22 protein-coding genes and 2 rRNA genes are annotated in these 20960 nt (G+C 49.5%); 22 read left to right on the forward strand and 2 right to left on the reverse strand.

Annotation, left to right across the window (positions count from 1 at the left end):
* The first annotated feature begins 30 nt into the window (after positions 1-30).
* The 17 genes from DT065_RS12030 to salA all read left to right on the forward strand — a co-directional run bounded on the left by DT065_RS12030 (position 31) and on the right by salA (position 11484).
* Positions 31-687 (forward strand): adenylate kinase, encoded by a 657-nt coding sequence (locus DT065_RS12030; protein ID WP_114373686.1) that lies wholly within the window; start codon positions 31-33, stop codon positions 685-687.
* Positions 684-1430 carry a type I methionyl aminopeptidase gene (map, locus tag DT065_RS12035; RefSeq protein ID WP_114373689.1) on the forward strand — a complete coding sequence of 249 codons (747 nt, stop codon included), beginning with the start codon at positions 684-686 and terminating at the stop codon, positions 1428-1430. Before DT065_RS12030 ends, map begins: the two co-directional genes overlap by 4 nt.
* Positions 1431-1739: 309 nt before the next feature.
* Positions 1740-1958 (forward strand): translation initiation factor IF-1, encoded by a 219-nt coding sequence (gene infA, locus DT065_RS12040; protein ID WP_114373692.1) that lies wholly within the window; start codon positions 1740-1742, stop codon positions 1956-1958.
* Between the two features lie 70 nt (positions 1959-2028).
* Positions 2029-2142, forward strand: a complete 114-nt coding sequence (rpmJ, locus tag DT065_RS12045; protein WP_114373695.1) for a 50S ribosomal protein L36 — start codon at positions 2029-2031, stop codon at positions 2140-2142.
* A 21-nt stretch (positions 2143-2163) separates the two neighbouring features.
* Positions 2164-2529, forward strand: coding sequence for a 30S ribosomal protein S13 (rpsM, locus tag DT065_RS12050; protein ID WP_114373698.1), 366 nt, complete (start codon positions 2164-2166; stop codon positions 2527-2529).
* Positions 2530-2544: 15 nt separating this feature from the next.
* Positions 2545-2937, forward strand: a complete 393-nt coding sequence (rpsK, locus tag DT065_RS12055; RefSeq protein ID WP_114373701.1) for a 30S ribosomal protein S11 — start codon at positions 2545-2547, stop codon at positions 2935-2937.
* Positions 2938-3088: 151 nt separating this feature from the next.
* A complete protein-coding gene (locus DT065_RS12060; RefSeq protein ID WP_114373704.1) occupies positions 3089-4033 on the forward strand; it encodes a DNA-directed RNA polymerase subunit alpha in 945 nt (314 codons plus the stop codon).
* 39 nt (positions 4034-4072) lie between these two features.
* The gene (gene rplQ / locus DT065_RS12065) at positions 4073-4429 is read left to right on the forward strand and encodes a 50S ribosomal protein L17 (RefSeq protein ID WP_114373707.1); all 357 of its coding nucleotides are present in this window, start codon (positions 4073-4075) and stop codon (positions 4427-4429) included.
* A 162-nt stretch (positions 4430-4591) separates the two neighbouring features.
* Positions 4592-5428, forward strand: a complete 837-nt coding sequence (locus DT065_RS12070) for an energy-coupling factor transporter ATPase (RefSeq protein ID WP_114373710.1) — start codon at positions 4592-4594, stop codon at positions 5426-5428.
* Positions 5404-6276 (forward strand): energy-coupling factor transporter ATPase, encoded by an 873-nt coding sequence (locus DT065_RS12075; protein ID WP_114373712.1) that lies wholly within the window; start codon positions 5404-5406, stop codon positions 6274-6276. The genes DT065_RS12070 and DT065_RS12075 overlap by 25 nt, the downstream gene beginning before the upstream one ends.
* A 2-nt stretch (positions 6277-6278) precedes the next feature.
* A complete protein-coding gene (locus tag DT065_RS12080) occupies positions 6279-7079 on the forward strand; it encodes an energy-coupling factor transporter transmembrane component T family protein (protein WP_114373715.1) in 801 nt (266 codons plus the stop codon).
* Positions 7080-7182: 103 nt separating this feature from the next.
* Entirely contained in the window at positions 7183-7959 is a 777-nt protein-coding gene (truA, locus tag DT065_RS12085; protein WP_114373718.1) for a tRNA pseudouridine(38-40) synthase TruA, read from the forward strand.
* A gap of 136 nt (positions 7960-8095) precedes the next feature.
* Positions 8096-8533, forward strand: a complete 438-nt coding sequence (rplM, locus tag DT065_RS12090) for a 50S ribosomal protein L13 (protein WP_114373721.1) — start codon at positions 8096-8098, stop codon at positions 8531-8533.
* Positions 8534-8552: 19 nt separating this feature from the next.
* Complete coding sequence (gene rpsI / locus DT065_RS12095) at positions 8553-8945, forward strand: 30S ribosomal protein S9 (RefSeq protein WP_114373724.1); 393 nt, start codon at positions 8553-8555, stop codon at positions 8943-8945.
* 154 nt (positions 8946-9099) lie between these two features.
* On the forward strand, positions 9100-9531 hold the full coding sequence (locus DT065_RS12100; protein WP_160112529.1) for a DUF2521 family protein: 432 nt from the start codon (positions 9100-9102) through the stop codon (positions 9529-9531).
* A gap of 67 nt (positions 9532-9598) precedes the next feature.
* On the forward strand, positions 9599-10312 hold the full coding sequence (gene cwlD, locus DT065_RS12105; RefSeq protein ID WP_114373730.1) for an N-acetylmuramoyl-L-alanine amidase CwlD: 714 nt from the start codon (positions 9599-9601) through the stop codon (positions 10310-10312).
* Between the two features lie 92 nt (positions 10313-10404).
* Entirely contained in the window at positions 10405-11484 is a 1080-nt protein-coding gene (gene salA, locus DT065_RS12110; RefSeq protein ID WP_114373733.1) for an iron-sulfur carrier protein/transcriptional regulator SalA, read from the forward strand.
* Between the two features lie 300 nt (positions 11485-11784).
* On the opposite strand, the gene gerD is transcribed toward salA, so the two are convergent.
* Positions 11785-12450, reverse strand: coding sequence for a spore germination lipoprotein GerD (gene gerD / locus DT065_RS12115; RefSeq protein ID WP_114373736.1), 666 nt, complete (start codon positions 12448-12450; stop codon positions 11785-11787).
* A gap of 135 nt (positions 12451-12585) precedes the next feature.
* Between gerD and DT065_RS12120 the strand changes: the two genes are divergently transcribed.
* Complete coding sequence (locus tag DT065_RS12120) at positions 12586-13179, forward strand: KinB-signaling pathway activation protein (RefSeq protein ID WP_114376282.1); 594 nt, start codon at positions 12586-12588, stop codon at positions 13177-13179.
* 69 nt (positions 13180-13248) lie between these two features.
* Positions 13249-14544 (forward strand): lysine N(6)-hydroxylase/L-ornithine N(5)-oxygenase family protein, encoded by a 1296-nt coding sequence (locus tag DT065_RS12125; RefSeq protein WP_114373739.1) that lies wholly within the window; start codon positions 13249-13251, stop codon positions 14542-14544.
* A 72-nt stretch (positions 14545-14616) separates the two neighbouring features.
* Here the strand turns inward: DT065_RS12125 and DT065_RS12130 are convergent, their stop codons facing one another.
* Complete coding sequence (locus DT065_RS12130) at positions 14617-15372, reverse strand: polysaccharide deacetylase family protein (protein ID WP_160112530.1); 756 nt, start codon at positions 15370-15372, stop codon at positions 14617-14619.
* A 319-nt stretch (positions 15373-15691) separates the two neighbouring features.
* On the opposite strand from DT065_RS12130, the gene DT065_RS12135 reads away from it, so the two are divergent.
* The 3 genes from DT065_RS12135 (at position 15692) to DT065_RS12145 (ending at position 20953) form a co-directional block, all read left to right on the forward strand.
* Positions 15692-15928, forward strand: coding sequence for a hypothetical protein (locus tag DT065_RS12135; protein WP_114373745.1), 237 nt, complete (start codon positions 15692-15694; stop codon positions 15926-15928).
* A 348-nt stretch (positions 15929-16276) separates the two neighbouring features.
* Positions 16277-17834, forward strand: a 16S ribosomal RNA gene (locus tag DT065_RS12140).
* Between the two features lie 189 nt (positions 17835-18023).
* A 23S ribosomal RNA gene (locus tag DT065_RS12145) occupies positions 18024-20953 on the forward strand.
* The 16S and 23S rRNA genes sit together here, the layout of an rRNA operon.
* The last annotated feature ends 7 nt before the right edge of the window (positions 20954-20960 follow it).

Raw genomic sequence — 20960 nt, forward strand, 5'->3', positions numbered from 1 at the left:
GGACCAACGTGGGATGTAAGGAGAGGTATCATGGATTTAATTTTAATGGGACTGCCGGGCGTCGGAAAAGGAACCCAAGCGGGGACGATCAGTGAAGAGTACCGCATTCCCCATATATCGACAGGGGATATGTTCCGTGCGGCAATCAAAAACGAAACCGAACTTGGCATAAAAGCGAAACGTTACCTTGACGAGGGAGAACTTGTGCCGGATGAAGTGACGATTGGAATCGTTCGGGAACGACTGGGTGAAGAGGATTGCGCAAAAGGGTTTTTGCTTGACGGATTTCCTCGTACAATTCCGCAAGCGGAGGCGCTGGAGGGCATTCTTTCTGATCTTAGCCGCTCGCTCGATTTTGTCATCAACATTGAGGTTCCTAAGGAAACGTTGATCAAACGTTTGGCGGGCCGTCGTGTTTCCCCTACTTCCGGTGAAACGTACCACGTGGATTACAATCCACCGAAAACGGATGGCATCTGTGATGTGGATGGCAGTAAGCTCATCCAGCGTGATGACGACAAACCGGAAATGGTGAAAAAACGCCTGGAAGTGAACATTGAACAAACGCAACCGCTGATTGATTTTTATAACCAAAAGGGTTATCTCCGAAACATTGATGGAGACCAGCAAATCGATCATGTGCACGGGGATATTGTTCAATTATTGGAAGGTTTGCAGCATGCATGATTATTCGTAAAACCGATCGGGAATTAAAGATTATGCGGTACGCCGGAAAAATCGTGGCGTGGACTCATCAAGAACTCCAACGTCATATTAAGCCGGGGGTCACAACCGCTGAACTTGACCAAATCGCAGATCGTTTTATACAATCGTATGATGCCGTTCCTTCGTTTAAAGGTTATCATGGATTTACCGGGAGTATTTGTACTTCCGTAAATGAGGAACTTGTTCACGGGGTACCGGGGAACAGAGTGTTAAAAAACGGCGATATCATTTCCATCGACATTGGAGCGAAGATTCACGGGTATCATGGTGATTCGGCGTGGACGTATCCTGTTGGTGCAATAACAGCCGAAACGGAGCAGCTCTTGGATGTGACCCGGAATGCCTTATACAAGGGGCTTGCGGAAGCAAAACCGAAAGAAAGACTCTCTAATGTCTCTCATGCGATACAGACATTCGTGGAGAAACATGGGTTCTCGGTTGTTAGGGAGTATGTTGGTCATGGTGTTGGTCAAGACTTGCATGAAGACCCACAGATCCCACACTTTGGGCCCCCTGGGAAAGGAGTCCGTTTGAAACCGGGGATGGTGCTTGCCGTTGAACCGATGATAAATATGGGTGAGCGTTATGTCCATACTTTGGATGACAATTGGACAGTGGTCACAACGGATGGAAAAAACTGCGCACATTTTGAACACACGATTGCGATTACGGATTCAGGCTATGACATTTTGACCCAGGCCTGATGCCGAGATGTCCCAATAGGTCGGAACGCTGTGCTCGTGATGCACACATGCACACGTTTAACGGCTATGAAAATACGATGTCATCGTTGTTGCCACCGTTGGCAGGCACGTTTTGTCCGGTTGGCCTGCGATTCAAGCATTGTTCAATTCGTGCCCAGAAAAACATCAACATCCGAACGTTAGCGTTTGTCTCACAGGGTGTAAGATAGCCTGAAGAAAACCGTCGTGTGACTAATGCCAAATTGCGCCACGTGTTGATGTAATTTCGTAGAGGGCTACCTGATACTAGGAAGGGAGGAGAGTAAATCCATGGCCAAAGATGATGCGATTGAAGTGGAAGGCACGGTGATCGAGCCTTTGCCAAACGCTATGTTCAGAGTAGAACTGGAGAATGGTCATCGAATACTCGCGCATGTTTCCGGAAAGATCCGCATGCATTTTATCCGTATTTTACCCGGTGACAAGGTTACGGTGGAACTTTCTCCATATGACCTTTCCCGTGGTCGAATTACGTATCGATACAAATAATAATCGCAGAAGAAGAACGCTGTAAAAGTTTCTTCTGGGATAGTTCCCGAGCATGAAGGAGGGAAAGAAAATGAAGGTCAGACCTTCCGTAAAACCCATGTGTGAACGATGTAAAATCATTCGCCGCGAAGGTACAGTCATGGTGATTTGTTCAAACCCGAAGCATAAACAAAAACAAGGTTAACCGCAAAGGAGGTGTATGTTCATGGCACGAATTTCAGGAGTTGACATTCCTCGCGACAAGCGGGTCGTTATTTCCCTGACGTATGTGTATGGGGTTGGAAAAAGCAGTGCTCAAAACATTCTGGAGGAAGCGGACGTACCGGTGGACACACGGGTTCGTGACCTCACGGACGAAGAACTCGGACGCATTCGCACAGCCGTCGGAAACTACACGGTGGAAGGGGACCTTCGCAGAGAAAAGTCTCTGAACATTAAACGTTTAATCGAAATTGGTTCCTATCGTGGCATCCGTCATCGCCGCGGGCTGCCTGCCCGTGGACAAAGCACGAAAAATAATTCCAGAACCGCGAAAGGTCCTCGGAAGACGATCGCGAATAAGAAAAAGTAAGGAGGTTTGTAAGCAATGGCTAAACCGAAAACAACAGCTCGTAAAAAACGCCAACGTAAACATGTAGATTCGGGCATCGCCCATATCCGTTCCACATTCAACAATACCATCGTTACGATTACGGATATGCAAGGAAATGCATTGGCATGGGCAAGTGCAGGAAACCTCGGTTTTAAAGGTTCTCGCAAGTCAACGCCGTTCGCCGCACAGATGGCAGCTGAAACAGCCGCAAAGGGAGCGATGGATCACGGCATGAAAAGCGTGGAGGTTGCTGTAAAGGGACCGGGTGCCGGTCGTGAAGCAGCCATTCGTTCACTGCAAGCAACCGGGCTTGAAGTGAATGTTATCCGTGATGTTACCCCTGTGCCCCATAACGGTTGCCGCCCTCCGAAACGTCGCAGAGTATAACGCCGTATAGACCATTATAAGGTTTGAAAACACTGCGCGCTGTCAATAATGGTTAGACAAAGTGAGCATCAAAATAGCGGGCTTTATGTACTGTGAATGGTGAAGTGTGCAATACGGATGCTGACGTTTTGAAGGAGGGTATCATTTAAAGATGATCGAAATCGAAAAGCCGAGCATTGAAACGATTGAAGTCAGTGAGGACGGCAAATACGGGAAGTTTGTTGTTGAACCGCTTGAACGTGGCTATGGAACAACCTTAGGAAACTCCTTGCGTCGAATTCTGTTATCCTCCCTACCGGGATCAGCGATTACGAATATTCAAATCGATCAAGTCCTTCACGAGTTCTCAACAGTGGAAGGTGTGGTGGAAGACGTTACCACCATTGTGTTGAATTTGAAGCAGCTGGCCCTTAACATCCATTCCGATGAGGAGAAAGTGCTTGAAATTGAGGTGAGCGGCGAGGGTGCAGTAACCGCACAAGATATTAACCACGATAGTGATGTTGATATCTTGAACCCCGAACTTCACATTGCTACGCTTAATCAAGGCGCCCATTTTCATATGAGAATGACCGCTAAACGCGGCCGTGGTTATGTTCCTGCCGAAGGAAACAATCACGAGGACCTGGCCATCGGGGTTCTTCCGATCGATTCGATTTTTACACCGGTGGACCGTGTCAATTTCCAGGTTGAAAATACACGCGTGGGCCAAATTACAAACTATGATAAACTAACGCTTGATGTTTGGACGGATGGTAGCATACGGCCGGAAGAAGCTGTATCTCTTGGCGCCAAAATCATGAATGAACATTTAACCATCTTTATCGGTTTGACAGATCAAGCCCAAAATGCCGAAATCATGGTGGAAAAAGAGGAAGATCAAAAAGAAAAAGTGCTGGAAATGACAATTGAGGAACTGGATTTATCGGTACGTTCTTACAATTGTTTGAAACGCGCGGGCATTAATACCGTGCAGGAGCTCACCCAGAAATCTGAAGAAGATATGATGAAGGTGCGCAACCTGGGACGTAAATCTTTGGAAGAAGTGCAAGAGAAGTTGGGAGATTTAGGTCTCGGCCTTCGCGATGAGGAATAAGTTTATAGATGAGAATTGGTCAAAAGGAGGGGAATAACTGTGGCATACAGAAAGCTTGGAAGAAATAGTTCAGCACGAAAAGCGTTATTTCGTGATCTCGCAACAGATCTTTTGATCAACGAAAAGATTGTGACCACGGAGGCAAAAGCAAAAGCGCTTCGCCCGATCGTGGAAAAAACGATCACGCTAGGCAAAGGTGGCACCTTGCATGCTCGTCGACAAGCCGCATCATTTATCCGGAAGGAAGCAGCAGAAGACGATCAAGATGCCATTCAAAAATTGTTTGATGACATCGGTCCACGCTACGAAGAGCGGCAAGGCGGCTACACACGCATTATTAAAATGGAACCGAGAAAAGGGGACGGCACCCCCATGGCCGTCATCGAACTCGTTTAATAGGTGTGAGGGCAGGACGATTTCAAAGTCACTGTCCTTTTTCTTTTATGTAAACGTAATAAATACATTGGTTAACAAATAGCCTGGTCCATGATAAAATTTTATTTATTGATTGGTGTTTCAGCTTTTATACATACAGAAGTGAAGATTGGAGAACGAACAATGCCACCCCTTATCCATTGTGAACATCTATACTTTCGCTATTGGGAAGAACAGGATTTCATTTTACAAGACCTTCGTTTGCAAATAAATCAAGGGGAATGGGTGGCATTGTTGGGGACGAATGGTTCCGGCAAGTCTACGTTTGCGAGAATGTTAAATGCGTTATTGCAGCCGGAGAGCGGCACGATTACGATCGGGGCTTTGCGGACGGATAAGGAAGAAGATATCTGGGCCATTCGTCAAAAGGTGGGGATGGTGTTTCAAAACCCGGATCACCAATTTGTTGCTGCTACCGTACGGGATGACATAGCTTTCGGGCTGGAAAACGCCGGTATCTCACGTACGGATATGCTCGCTCGTATCGAAGAAGCAAGTGAGCGGGCAGGGATCAAAGATGCACTATCGACCGAACCTCATCGCCTTTCGGGAGGGCAAAAGCAACGGGCGGCGATCGCGGGTATTCTTGCCCTTCGTCCGGAGATTATGATTTTTGATGAAGCGACGTCCATGTTGGACCCTAATGGCCGGAGGGAAGTAATGGAAACGATCGCCGAGCTAAATCAAGCCGGGATCACGATTATTATGATCACCCACGAGTTAGAAGAAGCGCTGCAAGCAAGCCGTGTCGTTTTTATGGAGCGGGGGGCCACGTCACGGGATCAAACGGTTTACGACTTTTTCCAAGACCCTGATTTTTTGCTTTCCAGGTCTTTTACGTTGCCTTATTTTTTGCGTATGCAGGTAGCATTACAAGCCAAAGGCGTCCATGTTGGCCATTTATCGTTAAGTGAACACGAATGGGTGAAGCGGTTATGCACATCTCCTTTGAAAATGTAAGTTATTCCTATATGCGTGGTTCTCCGTTTGAAAAACAGGCGCTTGATCACGTGAACATTAAAATCGCGTCGAAGACGTTTACAGCCCTTGTGGGCAGCACTGGTTCAGGGAAGTCGACGTTGATGCAATTGATCAATGGATTGTTGCTCCCCACTTCGGGACAGGTCCAATGCGGCGACTTCCGCCTGCATCGAAAGTCGAAACGAAAAGAAGTGAAACCATTGCGGCGAAAAATCGGCATGGTTTTTCAGTATCCCGAGCATCAATTGTTTGGCGCTACGGTTGAAGAAGACATGCTTTTTGGCCCCAAACACCTCGGTTTGGATGTGGAGAGGGTTCGCAAACGACTTCCCAAGCTGCTGGATGTTGTGGGCATAAGCGATGAGGTCCTGCCTGTCTCGCCGTTCAATCTCAGCGGGGGACAGATGAGACGTGTGGCCATTGCCGGAGTGCTTGCTACCGACCCTGAAGTGCTGATCCTTGATGAACCGGCTGCCGGTCTTGATCCTGCCGGGCATCGAGCCCTGTTGGATGTATTGAAAGATTGGCATGACAGGCATGGATTAACGACGATTCTTGTCACGCATGACATGGAAGATGCTGCCCGTTATGCAGAGGAGGTCATCGTGATGGGGACCGGGGGTAAGCCGTTGACGAGCGGTGCGCCTTTACAGGTTTTTCGGGAAGCCGAGTTGCTTGCCGATATCGGGCTGGCCACCCCTCCTTCGGTTCGAATGGTCCGTGCTTTGCAAAAAGCAGGCTGGGACATTGATAACCTCCTGATGGAACCGGAAGCGTTGGCAGCGGTCGTTGCCGAACAATGGGCAAGTGTAAAAGAAGAGGGATAAACATGTTGCAAAACATCGTCATTGGACAGTACGTTCCGGTTTCATCACCCCTGCACAGGTTGGATTCGAGAGCGAAACTACTGTGTTTACTTGCCCTTGCCAGTATTGTGTTCTTGGCAAACGAATTTTGGAGTTATAGTGCATTGCTGGCAACGGTCGCAGCTTTTGTTCTGTTGTCACGCGTGCCGGTGAAATTTTTTCTTAAAGGATTATTACCGGTATTTATTTTAGTTATTTTTACGTTTCTTCTTCATGCTTTTTTTACGAATGAAGGGCAGGTTCTTTTTACGATCCTCGGTTTTTCCATCTATAGTGGCGGAATAGAACAAGGGGTGTTCATCGCTGTGCGGATTGGCGCGCTCGTCGCCTTTGCCTCATTGTTGACATTAACGACTGCGCCGATTGATTTAACCGATGGATTTGAGTTTTTTTTGCGTCCGTTTAAGCGGTTTGGGCTTCCTGCCCACGAAATGTCCTTGATGATGTCGATCAGCATTCGCTTGATTCCGACTTTATTGTTGGAAGCGGATCGAATATTAAAGGCTCAGGCAGCGCGCGGGGCTGATTTTACAAAAGGATCATTGAAAACGAGGCTGGAGACGATGACGGCTTTTATTATCCCGTTGTTTGTTCGTTCGTTTAAACGGGCGGAAGATATGGCTACGGCAATGGACGCGCGCGGGTATCGTGGCGGGGAAGGACGAACGAAATTGCGTGTCCTTAAATGGCGCTTGCAAGATACCGTTGCCTGCATGGTTGTTATCGGTGTGGGCGTAGTCTTGGCGTTGTTGCGAGATGGCTAGGGGCAAGCGGCTGAAATAAGGGATCAACGTTAGTTGTGGCGCCAAAAAAAGCCAAGAATTAGACGGCACCCGGCGATTGTGTCGCCACTGGGAGGATATACCGATGGCACGTTGGAAAGCGACCATTGCTTATGATGGCTCGGCTTTTTCCGGCTGGCAAGTGCAGCCGGGAAAGCGAACCGTGCAAGGGGAGCTTGAAAAAGGGCTCACAAAATTGCATAAAGGGGAAAATAAAAAGGTGGTGGCTTCCGGGCGTACAGATGCCCAGGTGCATGCCCGCGGCCAAGTCGTTCACTTCGATTCTTTTTTACAAATCCCAAGTGCGCGTTGGCCGCGAGCGTTTGACACGGTGTTGCCGCGAGACATGCAGGTGATATGCGTTGAACGTGTGCATGATCATTTTCACGCGCGTTTTGATGCTACGGCTAAAGAGTATCGTTTTTTTCTTCATGTCGGACGAGAGCGGGACGTGTTCCAGCGCCATTATGTGCATCACGTCTTTGCAAATGCGTTTGATCACGAAGCGGTCCGGCGATCATTGCAACCATTGATCGGCACGCATGATTTCTCGTCTTTTTGTGCGAGTGATACGAATGTAGAAAGTAAAGTGAGGACATTAAATGCCGCCAGCTATGTGCAGACAGCTGAAGGCGAATGGTGTTTTCGGTTCAACGGAGACGGTTTTCTTTACAACATGGTAAGGATCATCGTGGGGACAGCCATCAATATCGGGGCACGCCGTCTTGCCGTCGAGGATATGAACCGTATTTTGCATGCCCGTGATCGTCGGCAAGCGGGAATGACGGTCCCCGGACATGGGTTGTATTTATGGCAAGTGCAATATGGGCATAAAGACGTGTATCCTGCGGGTTGCGGCTAATTTTTTCATTTGACATCGGCGGGCGATTGTTATACGATATTAGTTGGCATTTCGTCCTCCACTAGCCCCGGAGACACGAATATGATGAACGAAAAAATAGATGTGAAGCGATTGAAAAAAGGAGGGAATCTCCCCAATGCGTCAGACATATATGGCCAAAGCAGATGAAATCGAACGCAAATGGTATGTCGTCGATGCCGAAGGAAAGAAGCTCGGACGGTTGGCAAGCGAAGTTGCTGCCATTTTGCGCGGAAAAAATAAACCGGAATTCACGCCGCACGTCGATACAGGTGACCATGTCATTATTATCAATGCGGAAAAGGTGGAGCTCACCGGCAACAAATTAACGGATAAAATGTATTATCGCCACAGTGGACACCCCGGAGGTTTAAAATCCACGAGAGCGTTGGAGATGCGTAAAAATAAACCGGTAAAAATGATTGAACTTGCTGTGCAAGGCATGCTCCCGAAAAATGCACTCGGCCGGCAAACAATTAAAAAACTGCACGTATATGAAGGATCCAACCACAAACATGAAGCACAAAAACCGGAAAGCTTGGAGCTCCACGGATAATAAAAAAGGAGGGATTTAATTGGCATCCTTGCAATATTACGGAACAGGCCGGCGCAAGAACGCCGTTGCGCGGGTATTCCTTTCACCGGGAAACGGAAAAGTAACGATCAACAAACGTGAGATGGATGATTACTTCGATCACGAAACACTCAAAACAGTCATTCACAAGCCGCTTGTGGAAACAGGCACTGAAGGTCAATATGATTTAAAAATCACAACAAAGGGCGGCGGTTCCACAGGGCAAGCAGGAGCAATCCAGCTTGGTGTTGCCCGCGCCTTGTTGCAAGTTGATCCGGAATACAGAAAAGTGCTTAAGGACAATGGATTGCTCACACGTGACTCCAGAATGAAGGAACGGAAGAAGTACGGCCTTAAAGGCGCCCGTCGCGCACCTCAATTCTCAAAGCGTTAAGAGCGAAATGTTATCGATACAGCCCTCGGGAAACGTTCCTGTTGGCTGTATTTTTTTGTGGTCGAATGTAATCAAATGTTTGTTTAAACCGTCCTCCCATTCCCAGGCATGTTTCCTCCGGTTGAATCCCACACTAATCTTGAGGGGGGCAAGCATGGGGTCAGTCGTATCTTTTCAAGAGCATAAGCGTTTAAAGGACTGGGAAGTGGAGAAAAAATTATTGCAAACACTGAGCATGGAAGATATGGTCTATGCTTCCGAAAAACACCTTATCCCCGCGTGTGGTGATTTTCAATTCCGGCACTCTTTTCTGGAAGAAATCTGTATGGATGTGGCAATCGAAACGTTTATTTCCTCAGCCAAACGAGGGATGATCGAGGCCAGGACCGGAAAGGCACAAGACAATCCTGCGGATGAAGAACAGGTAAAACAGCGTGCAACCGAACTGAAAGCATTTATGGTTGACTGGATTCAGGATGAGCACATCAACCGTGGCCAAATTGCGAACGGTGCCGAAGCTTATGTGCAACATTGGTGGCAAGTCGGTTTAAAAACAGGTAAAGACCGGGCGCAACTTCGTCTTTAGACGGGCATATGCCCGTCCCTTTTTTCATATGATGAACCATCCCTTAGAAAAAAGGACTGTTCTTTTTATGAAAAAAAAGATCTGGCTTGCCGCCCCCCTTTTGGCACTTGCCTTGATTGTCGGTATGTATACTATCTTTTCCGTTGAATGGTCAGAACATACAAGTGGTCTCGATTTACCGCTTAGCGGCCAAGTGATTGTGATCGATCCCGGGCATGGTGGGGTCGATGGGGGCTCGAGTTCCCGGGAAGGGCTCATGGAAGATGACGTGGCATTGGAAATTTCTTTTAAGCTTAGGGATTATTTACAATCAGCAGGTGCGCTCGTACTAATGACGAGGGAAGAGGATGTTGATTTGGCTGCTCCTTCCACGGAAGGATTGCGAAATCGAAAAGTAGAAGATTTGCAAAAACGGGTCCAATTGATTAACGAATCCGGAAGCGATTTTTTTATCAGCATGCATCTAAACGCGGGTTCTCCGACGTGGCGCGGTGCACAGACCTTTTATAATCCGGCCTTTACGGAGAGCCAAACAATGGGTGAAACTGTCCAAGGGGAATTGACACGACAGTTGGAAAATACAAATCGAAAGGCCGCGGGCGTGAATAACATCTATATGCTTGATTCGACGGAAATCCCCGGTTTGCTTATTGAGGCAGGGTTCCTGTCCAATCCGGAAGAGGCCGGACGTTTTGAAGATGAGGAATACCTCGACCAAATGGCAGCCTCCATTTATCAAGGGCTGGTCCGCTATTTCGATGCTGAAAATGATACTGATTAATGAAGGTTCAGGCGTTTCGATTAAATCCTATTCCTTAGGTGTGATATACTGGGGGCAATCCTCGGTATCAACCTTAAAGGAAGGTGTTTATTGTGTTACAAGAGCAAGACATTATGGAGGTCTTAAAACAAATCAAAGATCCCGATTTGAAAAAAAGCATCGTAGAAACCGATGGGGTTCGGGATATTCGCATAAAAGACGGCGACAATGTGAGCTTGAAAATTGCGCTGGCACAAACGGGGACAGGCGCGCAAATGAAACTGCAACAAGACATTGTTTCCGTTGTTAAAGAAGCCGGTGCGTCCCAGGTAGGGCTTCGATTCGAGGAGCTTTCAACAGAAGAAGCGGAACAGCACGGGGGTGCGGTTGCGCAAGAAGAAGACGACGGAGGTCTCTTAAGTGAAAACAGTCCGGTCAATTTCATCGCGATTGCCAGTGGAAAAGGCGGCGTCGGAAAATCGACGGTTACGGTTAATTTAGCAGTGGCGCTTGCCCGCGAGGGTAAGAAAGTCGGCATTATTGACGCGGACATATACGGTTTCAGTGTTCCGGACATGATGGGGATTGAAAACCGTCCGACCGTTGAAGGAGAAAAAATACATCCTGTTGAACGCTATGGCGTCAAAGTTATTTCCATGGGCTTTTTTGTGGAGGACAATGCACCGGTCATTTGGCGCGGACCGATGCTCGGAAAAATGTTAACCAACTTTTTCAACGAAGTCACATGGGGGGATTTGGACTACCTTCTTTTGGACTTGCCTCCGGGAACGGGCGATGTCGCGCTTGATGTTCATTCTATGCTGCCGGAATCCGATGAGATTATCGTCACAACCCCCCACGCGACAGCGGCGTTTGTAGCTGCCCGCGCAGGTGCGATGGCTATCAAGAGTAACCACCGCGTGCTAGGGGTCGTTGAAAACATGGCTTACTACGAAAGCAAGTCCGGGGAAAAAGAGTATGTCTTCGGCCAAGGCGGCGGCGAGCGTTTAAGCGAAGAGCTTAAAGCCGATTTGCTCGGCCAGATCCCGTTGGGACAACCCACCATTGATGATGACGACTTTGCTCCTTCTGTTTATGAAAGGGAGCATCCGGTCGGCCAAATATACGAAAACATTGCCACGCAGATCATTGAAAAGAAAGAAGAGAACCGAGTAAAATCGCCATTTGAATAATAAACGGAAGGCGAGGCCGATGGGTTGCCTCGCCTTCTTTTTTGATCCCGGTGGGTGGGAAACGCCCGTAGATCCGGTGGGGAGACATCGGAAGCCGGGAGGCGTATTCGGCTTGGGCATTGGAGGGGGACAAAGAGCAACGAGCATGCCGAAGGCAGGGTCGGCATCGGCATGAAAAAAGGATAAAGGCTTGCCGGGAAGCTGAAAAGATATACTCGCCTTCCTTCGGCATGAAAAAAATCGCGTAAAATCGCCGACACTGGGTCACCGGCGTGCTCATGCTGATATGGAAGTTTTCGTTTATCCGCCACCACCGCCGTTGTCGCCACTGCCGCTGCTCTCGCTGTCTTCTTGGCTGCTGTCTTCCTGACTATCGTCGCTGCCACTGCTTTCCTCTTGTGACTCTCCTCCCCCTTGCTGTTGTTGCTCTTCCATTAAATCGGAGAGCTGTTGCTGGAAATTAGGGTTGTCAAAGGCTTCCTCGATGGCCGTTTGCATCTCTTCACGGAAGGTTTTGCTTTTCAATAATTTAACATGCTCTTGTTGCATCTCCGGGTCTTGCAGCACTTCCATCATCATTTGTTGATATTCCGGGTCTTTCATTAAGCGTTTTAAAATCGCTTCATTCTCTTGTTGCATGCTTTTGGCGACATTCTGTTGAAAATCAGGCTGTTGCATCACTTGTTGAAAATATTGCTCTCCGTCCTCTGATGTCAACGTCGTTTGCACGGTGTCTTGGACAAAATCTTGCTCCATGAGAACGGATTCCTGTACATCTTCATCCGTTAAAACTTCCTCTAAGGCAGCTTTGCCATCCTCGGTTTTCAGTACATCAATGACCATTTCCTTTGTATTTTCAAATTCCTGGGGTTCGCTCCCGGATGAATTGCCTTGATTTTGCAAGGCTGTACAACCGGTCATGAATAATAAAAGCAAGATGAGAAAAAACGCCCGCTTTACGTCCAACGCTGTTCCCCCTTTTTTTCTTTCTTCTTCTATACTACTATGAAGCATTCCGTGACAAATTATGCAACGACTGGTGTTTTGCGCGATCGATTGATACAATCATGATGGTGCAATACTAAAGTGAGGGATGATGTTGTGAACACCAGGAAAGTCGTTTTTTTATTTTTCTCGACGATGTTTTTAGGTGCCATGGGTGGCGCGATCGTTGGCACTGTATTATATGACCCTCTGTTTGCAGAAGGTGGGTTTTGGAATTTCATTTTCGGCTTTATTTGGTTATTAGGCGTTGGTGCGGCAGTTAGTGCCGTAGCACAGATGGGTTATTTTGCCTATTTGCTCTTAAATCGTCTTGCCCTATCGCTGTTCAAGACGAAAAGGCTTTGGAACCGGGTACAGCTTTTTTTAATTGCTTTTGTTTTCTTTGATCTGTTTTACTTTCGGTATCTCGCCTATGCAGCCGAGGACGAAACAATTTGGGGATATTTGATCACGCCTACATTATTGCTTATCTTTGCGGCGATTGTTGCATATTTTAAACAACGAGAAACCCATCGAGGTGCGTTTATCCCTGCATTTTTCTTTTTGTATGTTATTACGACGATTGAGTGGGTGCCCGCACTCATTGTGCCCGAAGTCAACGATAGCAATTGGATCTGGATTTATCTTGCGCCGTTGTTGGTTGCCAACACGTATCAGTTGATGATGCATCATCGCTTGCAACGCAAGTAGCCAGTTTAAGCCATCGGGGGTTAGGGAAACATTAAGAGGAACGCTTAATCAGAAGGGATAAAAGCAAACATGGCAAAAGAGATCTATGACGTCATCGGCATCGGGATCGGGCCGTTTAACCTCGGACTTGCCGCTTTAATAGAAGAAGGAGCGCCCGATGTAAAGGCGCGTTTTCTTGAAAAAGAACCGACATTTGAATGGCACCCGGGCATGCTGATTGACCAGGCAGATTTGCAAGTGTCATTTTTGGCAGATTTAGTAACCTTTGCCAATCCGAAAAGCAAGTATACATTTATAAATTACTTGCATGAACACGGTCGCTTGCTTTCCTTTTATTTTCTCAAGAAATTCAATATCCCGAGACAGGAATACAATGCGTATTGCCAGTGGGTCGCCGGTTGTTTGGCCAACTGCACATTCGGGCATGAAGTAACGAACGTTACCTATGACCGACAACAAGCGTATTATGTGATTGAAGGCAAAAATGTGGAGACGTTGCGCGCCCGTCATGTAACGCTTGGAACGGGCAGTGTCCCGATGATTCCGACCCCGCTGGAAGGAAAAACGAATGCGGATATTATTCACTCCAGTGATTACTTATACCATGAAGAGAGACTGAAAAAGTCCGGCGACATTACAGTCGTGGGGTCGGGGCAAAGTGCTGCGGAGGTTTTTTATGACTTGTTAAAAGATCAAGAAAGATATGAGGATACATTGACATGGTACACACGCTCCCCGGGCTTTTTTCAATTGGAAGAAAGCAGCATCGGGCAGGAATTGTTTTCGCCTGAGTACGTGGATTATTTTCATGGCCTTTCTTATGATGATCGTCAACAGGCATTAGAGGTTTTGGACCCGTTGCGAAACGGGGTGCAGCAAAAAACGTTATTGAACATTTACGAATTGCTTTATCACCGCTCGGTGGAACGCAAGCGCTCGCCGGCAAAGATCCAGGCGTTAACAGAAGTCAATGATGTGACAGGAGCTTCCGATGGCCGCTACCTTCTTTCCTGCCGGCAGTGGCAAAAGGGGGAGGAATTCGAGCACCGAACCGATAAGGTCGTTCTCGCCACCGGATACCAACCGCTCGTTCCTGATTGGCTGCAGAAAATGGAAGATGAATTGGAGTGGGAAAGCGAAAAGGAATTTAAAGTCACAAGGGATTACCGGCTTGTTTTCAAAGACGAACGCCCGAACCACTTATTTTCGTTAACGAATCTCGAGCACTCCCATGGCACGAGTGCCACCAATCTCGCCCTGTCCGTTAAACGGAATCAACATATCGTTAATGTGCTGACGGGCGAAGAAACGTATCCTATTTATCGCGACAACTTGTTCCAACAATTTATGGAGGGCAATGAATAAAAAGCGATCAGCATTGCCTGATAAAAAAAGAAGGTCGAACACACCGTTGATTCGACCTTTTCGACTTCTTATCTACAAATCTTCATAACTTATTTCCGCGCCGCTCATTAATGCTTCAATGGAAATCATATCGTAGTTCTCGTTTTGGAGGGCATCGATAATTTTCGGCAAAGCTTCTGACGTTTGTTTTGCCGAATCAGAAGCGTCAAGCATGATGACATCGCCGGGACCGACGCTCTCCATTACATTCGAAACGATCCGTTCAACGCCGGGGTTTTGCCAGTCCTTTCCGTCTGCTCCCCAATGAATAACGGAATAGTCCATTTGTTCGGCGGCTTCCAGTACTTCCGTATTGAATATGCCTGCCGGTGGACGGAAAAAGACAGGGGGGTCGCCTGTGGCCTCTTCTATTGTATTGTGGCCCTCCCGCATATCTCTGCGCATGTCTTCATTGTCCCGATCGGGGTACGGTTTGAATTGAAAGCCGTAGTTGCCGATGTCATGCCCTTCCTCAAGCATGCGCTCCAATAATTCTGTATGGCGTTCCGCCCACACTCCTGATACGAAAAAAGCAGCTGTTGTTTCTTTTTCTTGAAGGGAATCCAAAATGGGTTCCACATGCTCTTCGCCCCAGCTGACATTAAAGGTCAAAGCAACCTCTCGCTCGTCGGTCTCGGCACTTGAAAACGCCGATGGCCCCTCCTCTTCGGTGAATACTGCAATAAAAGGCTTTTCCAACAAAAGTAAACAAGCGGCACAAAAGGCAACGGCCGCGATAAAAATGTATTTCGCCCCTTTTCTCCTATTAATAACCCAAAATTGTGCCAATCGTATCCCCCCCTTGCAAGCAAAATTTACTCGACACACCTAGGATATATATATGCGAAGAAGGACAAGATATAACTAGCGACTCTGTCTATAAAGAGAAACTTCCATCAGAGGGTGGATTCCCCTCTGAGTAAGGAAGTCGGTAAAACCGTCACGTCCTGTGACAACGTCGACACTAGCATGTCCTGGGCGTCGGCCGGCAAAGAGCACCACGTCCTGTGCGTCGCAATTGGGTTGTTAGCTGCCCGTTACCTCCCGCTTACGGGGTGGAAGCGGGAATTTTACGGGCGCTTACCACCGGGATAAAGAGGGGGTAACAATGTTTGGGATGGCTTTAAAAGAAAAAGAAGCAGAAGAGATCATCTACTTGCTAAAAAAAGAAATGGATGACGTATACGAGGATCTGCATGATCACACCGTAGAGGGGTGTGTGAAACGCGCGATCGAAGAAAAATATGCACTTTTGTTTAGCGTCTACCGGAGAATGGTCCCCGCCACAGAGAGCTTAAAATATGATCTGGCGTTGAAGGAAAAAAGAAACGTAAAAAAATACTAAAACCCCCTTGCGTGATATTTGTGTACATGATAAATTATAAATCCGTCGCAATCAGTCTGGTTCATTCAATGATTCGACAATGATTCGAATGAAAAAAATAATGAATCAGGGTTGACGCAATGATTATGCGATGATATATTAATAAAGTCGCTTTAAACGGCGAAGCAAAAACGCCAAGGCGATTAAAAAATGCCTATTGACGAAGCAGTTGGCATTTGCTATAATAAATGGGTCGCTTTAAACAGCGACATCATCATTTGCCCTTTGAAAACTGAATGAAAGCCAAGCGAACGATTAATTAAAGCAAGAGTCAGCGCGACGCGCACCCCCGTGTGCGAAGCGGAACTTTTTATGGAGAGTTTGATCCTGGCTCAGGACGAACGCTGGCGGCGTGCCTAATACATGCAAGTCGAGCGGGCCTCCGGAGGTGCTTGCACCTCCGGAAGGCCAGCGGCGGACGGGTGAGTAACACGTGGGCAACCTGCCTTGGAGTGCGGGATAACACCGGGAAACCGGTGCTAATACCGCATACGTCCTCTTTCGCGCCTGCGAGAGGGGAGAAAGACGGTCGATGGCCGTCGCTCGAAGAGGGGCCCGCGGCGCATTAGCTTGTTGGTGGGATCAAAGCCTACCAAGGCGACGATGCGTTGCCGACCTGAGAGGGTGATCGGCCACACTGGGACTGAGACACGGCCCAGACTCCTGCGGGAGGCAGCAGTAGGGAATCATCCGCAATGGGCGCAAGCCTGACGGTGCAACGCCGCGTGAGTGAGGAAGGTTTTCGGATCGTAAAGCTCTGTTGTGAGGGAAGAACAGCTCTTGGAGGAAATGCCGGGAGTTTGCCGGTACCTCACCAGAAAGCCCCGGCTAACTACGTGCCAGCAGCCGCGGTAATACGTAGGGGGCAAGCGTTGTCCGGAATTATTGGGCGTAAAGGGCACGCAGGCGGTACGGCAAGTCTGATGTGAAAGGCCGGCGCTCAACGCCGGAATGGCATTGGAAACTGTCGCACTTGAGTACAGAAGAGGAGAGTGGAATTCCACGTGTAGCGGTGAAATGCGTAGAGATGTGGAGGAACACCAGTGGCGAAGGCGACTCTCTGGTCTGTGACTGACGCTGAGGTGCGAAAGCGTGGGGAGCGAACAAGATTAGATACCTTGGTAGTCCACGCCGTAAACGATGAGTGCTAGGTGTTAGGGGTTTCGATACCCGTAGTGCCGAAGCAAACGCAATAAGCACTCCGCCTGGGGAGTACGACCGCAAGGTTGAAACTCAAAGGAATTGACGGGGGCCCGCACAAGCGGTGGAGCATGTGGTTTAATTCGAAGCAACGCGAAGGACCTTACCAGGCCTTGACATCCTCTGATCGCCTTGGAGACAAGGTTTCCCCTTTGGGGCAGAGTGACAGGTGGTGCATGGTTGTCGTCAGCTCGTGTCGTGAGATGTTGGGTTAAGTCCCGTAACGAGCGCAACCCTTGAATGTCGTTGCCAGCATTAAGTTGGGCACTCGACATTGACTGCCGGTGACAAACCGGAGGAAGGCGGGGATGACGTCAAATCATCATGCCCCTTATGGCCTGGGCGACACACGTGCTACAATGGACGGTACAACGGGCAGCGAAGCCGCGAGGTGGAGCGAATCCCCGCAAAAGCCGTTCTCAGTTCGGATTGCAGGCTGCAACCCGCCTGCATGAAGCTGGAATCGCTAGTAATCGCGGATCAGCATGCCGCGGTGAATACGTTCCCGGGCCTTGTACACACCGCCCGTCACACCACGAGAGCCGGCAACACCCGAAGTCGGTGAGCGAACCCTGATGGGACGCAGCCGCCGAAGGTGGGGCTGGTGATTGGGGTGAAGTCGTAACAAGGTATCCCTACCGGAAGGTGGGGATGGATCACCTCCTTTCTAAGGAGCTTATCGGCCCTTCCAAGCGAAGGGCCGGAGGCAAGCGCTTCGGCTTTCATTCAGTTTTGAGCGGGCAACTGCTCAAACAAGACGTTCTTTGAAAACTGAATAACGCGAGTAAGTTTGAAACGACACACACCGGGTGTCAACAAGAAACGAGCGTTTCTTAGAAAGACCCATTCCTAATGTGGTTAAACAAGGAAGGGCGCACGGTGGATGCCTTGGCACTAGGCGCCGATGAAGGACGGGACGAACACCGATATGCTTCGGGGAGCTGTAAGTATGCGTGGATCCGGAGATGTCCGAATGGGGGAACCCCTTCTCCGTCATGGGAGAAGATCATCTGCCCAACAGATTAAGCAGATGAAGGCAAACCCGGCGAACTGAAACATCTTAGTAGCCGGAGGAAGAGAAAGCAAACGCGATTTCCTGAGTAGCGGCGAGCGAAACGGAAGGTAGCCCAAACCAAGCGGCTTGCCGCTTGGGGTTGTAGGACACGCCATATGGAGTGATAAAGGGACGGTGTAGCGGAAGCGACTTGGAACGGTCCGTCGCAGAAGGTAAGAGCCCTGTACGCGAAACACTGTCCTCTCCGGCGTGGATCCTGAGTACGGCGGGACACGAGAAATCCCGTCGGAATCCGGGAGGACCATCTCCCAAGGCTAAATACGCCCTAGTGACCGATAGTGAACCAGTACCGTGAGGGAAAGGTGAAAAGCACCCCGGGAGGGGAGTGAAAGAGAACCTGAAACCGTGTGCCTACAGGTGGTCAGAGCCCGTTCATGGGTGATGGCGTGCCTTTTGTAGAATGAACCGGCGAGTGACGATGACGTGCAAGGTTAAGTTGAAGAGACGGAGCCGCAGCGAAAGCGAGTCTGAAGTGGGCGAGTGAGTACGTCGACGTCGACCCGAAACCGTGTGATCTACCCATGTCCAGGGTGAAGGTCGGGTAACACCGACTGGAGGCCCGAACCCACGTAAGTTGAAAATTACGGGGATGAGGGGTGGGTAGGGGTGAAATGCCAATCGAACACGGAGATAGCTGGTTCTCCCCGAAATAGCTTTAGGGCTAGCCTCGGAGGAAAGAGTCCTGGAGGTAGAGCACGGATTGGATGAGGGGTCCCTACAGGATTACCGAGTTCAGTCAAACTCCGAATGCCAGCGACTTGTTCTCCGGGAGTCAGACGGCGAGTGCTAAGATCCGTCGTCAAGAGGGAAACAACCCGGACCACCGGCTAAGGTCCCCAAGTATGGGTTAAGTGGGAAAGGATGTGGCGTTGCTTAGACAACCAGGATGTTGGCTTAGAAGCAGCCATCATTGAAAGAGTGCGTAATAGCTCACTGGTCGAGTGACGCTGCGCCGAAAATGTACCGGGGCTAAACCCATCACCGAAGCCGTGGACCCGACACGTAGTGTCGGGTGGTAGGGGAGCGTTCTGTAGGCAGAGAAGGTCGACCGAGAGGACGGCTGGAGCGTACAGAAGTGAGAATGCCGGTATGAGTAGCGAAAAGAAGGGTGAGAATCCCTTCCGTCGAAAACCTAAGGTTTCCTGAGGAAGGCTCGTCCGCTCAGGGTTAGTCGGGGCCTAAGCTGAGGCCGAAAGGCGTAGGCGATGGATAACTGGTGGAAATTCCAGTACCACCGATGGCTGTTGGACCGAAGGGGGGGACGCAGAAAGGTAGGGAGAGCGCGCTTATGGAAAAGCGCGTCGAAGCGTCCGAGGCTGTTGGGCAGGCAAATCCGCCCAACGAGAAGGCTGAGGCGTGACCGCGAGGGAAAATGAGTACCGAAGTCCCTGATCCTCCGCTGCCGAGAAAAGCCTCTAGGAAGGTCATCGGTGCCCGTACCGCAAACCGACACAGGTAGGTGGGATGAGAATTCTAAGACGCGCGGGAGAACTCTCGTTAAGGAACTCGGCAAAATGACCCCGTAACTTCGGGAGAAGGGGTGCTCTTGCGGGTGCAAGCCTGCGGGAGCCGCAGTGACAAGGCCCAAGCGACTGTTTACCAAAAACACAGGTCTCTGCGAAGTCGAAAGACGAAGTATAGGGGCTGACACCTGCCCGGTGCTGGAAGGTTAAGAGGAGGGCTTAGCCCCAAAAGGGCGAAGGTCCGAATTGAAGCCCCAGTAAACGGCGGCCGTAACTATAACGGTCCTAAGGTAGCGAAATTCCTTGTCGGGTAAGTTCCGACCCGCACGAAAGGTGCAACGACTTGGGCACTGTCTCAACGAGAGACCCGGTGAAATTATATGACCTGTGAAGATGCAGGTCCCCCGCGACTGGACGGAAAGACCCCATGGAGCTTTACTGTAGCTTGATATTGGGTTTTGATATTGCTTGTACAGGATAGGCAGGAGCCAAGGAATCCGGAGCGCTAGCTTCGGAGGAGGCGCTGGTGGGATACTGCCCTTGCGATATGAAAATCCTAACCTCGAGCCGTGACCCGGTTCAGGGACAGTGTCTGGTGGGCAGTTTGACTGGGGCGGTCGCCTCCTAAAAGGTAACGGAGGCGCCCCAAGGTTCCCTCAGAATGGTTGGAAATCATTCGTAGCGTGCAAAGGCAGAAGGGAGCTTGACTGCGAGACATACAGGTCGAGCAGGGACGAAAGTCGGGCTTAGTGATCCGGCGGCACCGCATGGAAGGGCCGTCGCTCAACGGATAAAAGCTACCCTGGGGATAACAGGCTAATCTCCCCCAAGAGTCCACATCGACGGGGAGGTTTGGCACCTCGATGTCGGCTCATCGCATCCTGGGGCTGAAGTCGGTCCCAAGGGTTGGGCTGTTCGCCCATTAAAGCGGTACGCGAGCTGGGTTCAGAACGTCGTGAGACAGTTCGGTCCCTATCCGTCGCGGGCGCAGGAAATTTGAGAGGAGCTGTCCTTAGTACGAGAGGACCGGGATGGACACACCGCTGGTGTACCAGTTGTTCCGCCAGGAGCATGGCTGGGTAGCTACGTGTGGATCGGATAAGTGCTGAAAGCATCTAAGCACGAAGCCGACCTCAAGATGAGATTTCCCGCGAGACCCCTTAAAGACGATAAGGTAGATAGGTCTGGTGTGGAAGCGTGGCGACACGTGGAGCTGACAGATACTAATCGGTCAAACGGTTTATCCACACATGGG

It is taken from the genome of Salicibibacter kimchii (assembly GCF_003336365.1).
Taxonomy (GTDB): Bacteria; Bacillota; Bacilli; order Bacillales; family Marinococcaceae; genus Salicibibacter; species Salicibibacter kimchii.

Bases quoted from the DNA above. Each gene is read 5' to 3' on its own strand.
- DT065_RS12030 (WP_114373686.1), top strand. From the start codon at position 31: ATGGATTTAATTTTAATGGGACTGCCGGGCGTCGGAAAAGGAACCCAA.
- map (WP_114373689.1), top strand. From the start codon at position 684: ATGATTATTCGTAAAACCGATCGGGAATTAAAGATTATGCGGTACGCC.
- infA (WP_114373692.1), top strand. From the start codon at position 1,740: ATGGCCAAAGATGATGCGATTGAAGTGGAAGGCACGGTGATCGAGCCT.
- rpmJ (WP_114373695.1), top strand. From the start codon at position 2,029: ATGAAGGTCAGACCTTCCGTAAAACCCATGTGTGAACGATGTAAAATC.
- rpsM (WP_114373698.1), top strand. From the start codon at position 2,164: ATGGCACGAATTTCAGGAGTTGACATTCCTCGCGACAAGCGGGTCGTT.
- rpsK (WP_114373701.1), top strand. From the start codon at position 2,545: ATGGCTAAACCGAAAACAACAGCTCGTAAAAAACGCCAACGTAAACAT.
- DT065_RS12060 (WP_114373704.1), top strand. From the start codon at position 3,089: ATGATCGAAATCGAAAAGCCGAGCATTGAAACGATTGAAGTCAGTGAG.
- DT065_RS12070 (WP_114373710.1), top strand. From the start codon at position 4,592: ATGCCACCCCTTATCCATTGTGAACATCTATACTTTCGCTATTGGGAA.
- DT065_RS12075 (WP_114373712.1), top strand. From the start codon at position 5,404: ATGCACATCTCCTTTGAAAATGTAAGTTATTCCTATATGCGTGGTTCT.
- DT065_RS12080 (WP_114373715.1), top strand. From the start codon at position 6,279: ATGTTGCAAAACATCGTCATTGGACAGTACGTTCCGGTTTCATCACCC.
- truA (WP_114373718.1), top strand. From the start codon at position 7,183: ATGGCACGTTGGAAAGCGACCATTGCTTATGATGGCTCGGCTTTTTCC.
- rplM (WP_114373721.1), top strand. From the start codon at position 8,096: ATGCGTCAGACATATATGGCCAAAGCAGATGAAATCGAACGCAAATGG.
- DT065_RS12100 (WP_160112529.1), top strand. From the start codon at position 9,100: ATGGGGTCAGTCGTATCTTTTCAAGAGCATAAGCGTTTAAAGGACTGG.
- cwlD (WP_114373730.1), top strand. From the start codon at position 9,599: ATGAAAAAAAAGATCTGGCTTGCCGCCCCCCTTTTGGCACTTGCCTTG.
- DT065_RS12125 (WP_114373739.1), top strand. From the start codon at position 13,249: ATGGCAAAAGAGATCTATGACGTCATCGGCATCGGGATCGGGCCGTTT.
- DT065_RS12135 (WP_114373745.1), top strand. From the start codon at position 15,692: ATGTTTGGGATGGCTTTAAAAGAAAAAGAAGCAGAAGAGATCATCTAC.